Raw genomic sequence first — 3,897 nt, 5'->3', positions numbered from 1 at the left:
CGCTTCGGGTGCTGTCGTCGAGGCGTCCCGGGTCGAACCGCCGCTCGGGATCCTGATCGGCGGCAGCCCCGGCCAGCCCGAGGCCGTCGTCGGCCGGCCGGAGGAGCGGGCGCCGGTCCGGGCGGCCGCGGAGCCGATCCGGGTCGGCCGCGGTACCAGCCTGGTGGTGCTCCCCTCCTGGCGCCCCGCGATCGCCGTCTCGGTGTCGACCGAGCAGTTGCTGTCCGAGACCGGGCTCACCGCGGAGCAGTTGGTCGGCGCCCGGCTGACGGTGCTGATGAACCCCTGGGCGCTGCACGACCGGGAGCTTGACCTGCACGGTTGGGAGCCCGGCCCGACCGGGCGGGGTCGGCGCGGCGGGCGCGGGTAGCGGCCGCCAGCGGGCCGAAGGCATCCGGCTTACCGGATGACCGGCTTACCAGCTGGCTAGCGGGCGGCCGGACCGTTCGGGATGTAGCCGAGGTCGACCGGCACCGGTGGGCGCCCGTCGACCGCCCAGCCCGAGCGGACCGCGTCCAGCAACTCCGGCAGCCGGGGCGGCCAGAGCGCGTCGGCGTTCTCGTCGGCGAGGTCCGCCGGGGTCCACCAGCGCCAGTCGAGGATCCCGTCCTCGGCGTGCACCGCCCTGACGTCGCCGACCGGCCCGCGGTGCGGTCCGGTGGTGAGGTAGATGTGCTCGTGCTGGCGGACCGGAGTGCCGTGCCAGGTGAAGTCGTGCTCCCAGGTGCAGAGCAGCGGGCCGGGTTCGAGGTCGGTCCAGCCGGTCTCCTCCCGCAGCTCGCGCCGAGCGCCGGACCGCGGGGTCTCGCCCTGCTCCAGTCCACCGCCCGGCGCCGTCCAGTGGACGCCGACCTCGTTGTTGTCCGAACGGAGCAGGAACACCGAGCCGTTCGCGTCCAGGACCACCGTGCGGGCGGCCCGCCGGGGAACGCGTTTGCGGGGTCGCAGCAGTCTTCGCATCGGGACACTCTGGCAGCGTCCGCGCCGGGCGTCGAGCGAATTCGCCGCCCCGGACGCCCACTTGAGCAGGGCCGCGCTCCGAACCCGCGCCGACCGGCCCCACGGCCGCCCGGGTGGCCGTACCCTGACCGCCATGCCCGCACCCTCGATCATCTTTCCCGCCGATCCGCTCAACCCGCGCCGGCCCGACCCGCACTTCGCCTGGGAGGCCAGGCTGCTGCGGGAGTTGGGCGGCGAACACCACCTGGTCGACCACGACGCGCTGCTCGCCGGACTCCCCGACGAGGCGGTCCGGCGGGTTCCTCCGGGCAGCGGACCGCTCTGGTACCGGGGTTGGATGCTGCCCTCCGCCCGGTACGCCGAGTTCGCCGCCGCGCTCACCGCCCGCGGCGGCAACCTGCTGACCAGCGCGCCCGGCTATGCGGCGGCACACGAACTACCGGGCTGGTACGGCGTGTTCGAGGGGGCGACCCCGCCCAGCGTCTGGATCCCGTCCACCGGCGGGGCCGCACCCGGACCGCGGGAGCTGGCGGAGGCGGCGGCCCGGCTCGGCGGAAGCGGGCCGGCGATCGTCAAGGACTACGTGAAGTCGCGCAAGCACGAGTGGCACGAGGCCTGTTACGTACCCGAGTTGGCCGACCTGTCGGCGGTCTGCCGGGTGGTCGGGCGGTTCGTCGAGCTACAGGGCGAGTTCCTGGCCGGCGGGGTGGTGCTGCGGCGGTACGAGGAGTTCGAACGAGCGGGCTGCGCGGCGGACGGGAAGTCGAACGGAACGTCGGACGGCCCGGACGGCCCGGACGACGCGGCGGACGGCCCGGACGGGCGGGCGGTGGAGGCCCGGGTGTGGTGGCTGGACGGCCGACCGGTCCTGGTCGGTCCGCACCCGGACTCCCCGCGCCGGCACGTCGAGCCCGACCTCACCGAGGTGCCCGCGCTGGTGCGAAGACTCGGCTGTCGCTTCGTCACCACCGACCTCGCCAGCCGGGCCGACGGCTCCGGCTGGCGAGTGGTCGAGGTCGGGGACGGGCAGGTGAGCGACCTGCCGCACGGGATCGACGCCTCGGGGCTGCTGGCCTCGCTGATCGCCTCCTGACGGGGTACGCCGGCCGCTCCGGGCTGCGGACCGTCTGGTTGCGGACCGCCTGGTTGCGAACCGTCTGACCGCGATCTGTCGGCGGCGGTCTACCCGGCGGCGACCGCCTCGGCCGTCGCCGGGTGTCCGTCCGCGATGAACGCCTGCCAGAGCCGCGCGTACGCGCCGCCCCGGGCGAGCAGTTCGGTGTGCGTGCCGTCCTCGACCACCCGGCCGTGGTCCAGCACGACCACCCGGTCGGCGCGCTCGGCGGTGGTCAGGCGGTGGGCGATGACCAGGGTGGTGCGACCGCCGCTGAGCCGGTCCGCGGCCTGGTTGACCGCCGCCTCGGTGGCCAGGTCGAGCGCCGCGGTGGCCTCGTCCAGCAGCAGGATGTCCGGGTCGACCAGTTCGGCCCGGGCCAGGGCGATCAGCTGGCGCTGGCCCGCCGAGAGGTTTCGGCCACGGCCCGCGACCTCGTGCTCGTAGCCGTCCGAGAGCCGGACGATCATGTCGTGCGCGCCGACCGCGCGGGCCGCCGCCTCCACCTCGGCCGCCGAGGCGTCCGGCCGGCCGTACGCGATCGCCTCCCGGACGGTGCCCGCGAACAGGTACGCCTCCTGCGGCACCACGCCCAGGCGGTGGCGGTACTGCGTCAGGTCGTAGCGGGTGAGGTCCACGCCGTCGACCCGGACGGTGCCGGCCGTCGCGTCGTAGAACCGGGCGACCAGCTTCACCAGCGTCGACTTGCCCGCGCCGGTCTCGCCGACCAGCGCCACCGTCTGACCTGCGGGGATGTGCAGGTCGACGTGGCTCAGCACCTCCGGGGAGCCGTCCGCGCCGCCGTTGTAGGCGAAGCCGACGCCCTCGAAGGTGATCTCGCCACGCAAGCCCTCGGCCACCGGGACCGGGTCGGCCGCCTGGGCGGTGGAGGTCGGGGTGCGCAGCAGCTCGCGGATCCGGCCCAGACCCACCGAGGCCTGCTGGTAGCCGTCGAACACCTGGGACAGCTGGTTGACCGGGGCGAAGAACAGGTCGATGTAGAGCAGGTACGCGACCAGCGCGCCGACCGTCAGCGTCCCCGCGTCGACCCGGGCGGCGCCGACGATCAGCACCAGGGCGGCGGCCGCGCTGGAGAGGAACTGGACGAACGGGAAGTAGAGGGAGATGTACAGCTGCGCGCGGACCCGGGCCTCGCGGTAGGCGATGCCGCGGGCCACGAAGCGGTCGGTGTTGGTGTCCAGGCGGCGGAAGGCCTGGACGATCCGCATGCCGGCCACGTTCTCCTGAAGGTCCGCGTTGACCGCGCTGATCAGGTCGCGGGAGCGCTCGTACTGGTCCTTGGACTTCCGGCGGAACACCAGGGTGGCGATCACCAGCAGCGGCAGCACGGCGAAGACCACCAGGGCCAGGCCGGCGTCGATGATCAGCAGGGCGACGAAGATCCCGGCGAAGGTCAACAGGCTGACCACGGCGGTGACCATGCCGGTCTGCAGGAAGGACGTCAGCGAGTCCAGGTCGGTGGTCATCCGGGTCATGATCCGGCCGGTCAGCTCGCGCTCGTAGTAGTCCAGACCGAGCCGGTTCAGGTGGGCGAAGATCTTGAGCCGGAGGGTGTAGAGCACGCGCTCGCCGGTGCGGCCGCTGACCCGGTTCTCGGCGCTCTGCACCACCCAGTCCAGCAGGACCACGACCAGCGCGGTGATCGCGGCCACCGCGACGCCCGCCATCAGGCCCTTGCGGACGCCCTCGTCGATGCCGTGCCGGATCAGCACCGGCAGCACCAGTCCGGCGGCGGCGTCCAGGGCGAGCAGCAGGAAGGCGACGGCCAGCGGGGCGCGGAAGGGGCGCAGCAGGCGGCTCAG

Annotated in this window: 4 protein-coding genes; 2 read left to right on the top strand and 2 right to left on the bottom strand. The window is 74.0% G+C overall.

The genetic code is table 11. From position 1 onward, the window contains the following. The coding region (locus J0670_RS32535; RefSeq protein WP_207815673.1) for a hypothetical protein at positions 1–370 on the top strand (370 nt) is incomplete at its 5' end. Positions 371–426: 56 nt separating this feature from the next. On the opposite strand, the gene J0670_RS32530 is transcribed toward J0670_RS32535, so the two are convergent. Further along, the gene (locus J0670_RS32530; RefSeq protein ID WP_243437847.1) at positions 427–960 is read right to left on the bottom strand and encodes an NUDIX hydrolase; all 534 of its coding nucleotides are present in this window, start codon (positions 958–960) and stop codon (positions 427–429) included. 133 nt (positions 961–1,093) lie between these two features. Here J0670_RS32530 and J0670_RS32525 point away from each other — a divergent pair, with 133 nt between their 5' ends. Then, a complete protein-coding gene (locus tag J0670_RS32525; RefSeq protein ID WP_207815670.1) occupies positions 1,094–2,053 on the top strand; it encodes an ATP-grasp domain-containing protein in 960 nt (319 codons plus the stop codon). Between the two features lie 89 nt (positions 2,054–2,142). Here the strand turns inward: J0670_RS32525 and J0670_RS32520 are convergent. Beyond that, positions 2,143–3,897 (bottom strand): ABC transporter ATP-binding protein (locus J0670_RS32520; protein WP_207815668.1); only part of this gene is annotated, 1,755 nt, incomplete at its 5' end.

It is taken from the genome of Streptomyces sp. FH025, assembly GCF_017427025.1.
Lineage (GTDB): Bacteria > Actinomycetota > Actinomycetes > Streptomycetales > Streptomycetaceae > Kitasatospora.
This window is presented reverse-complemented; position numbering and strand designations above follow the sequence as displayed.

Excerpts from the sequence above, each read along its gene's own strand:
- J0670_RS32530 (WP_243437847.1), bottom strand. The coding sequence starts at position 960 with ATGCGAAGACTGCTGCGACCCCGCAAACGCGTTCCCCGGCGGGCCGCC.
- J0670_RS32525 (WP_207815670.1), top strand. The coding sequence starts at position 1,094 with ATGCCCGCACCCTCGATCATCTTTCCCGCCGATCCGCTCAACCCGCGC.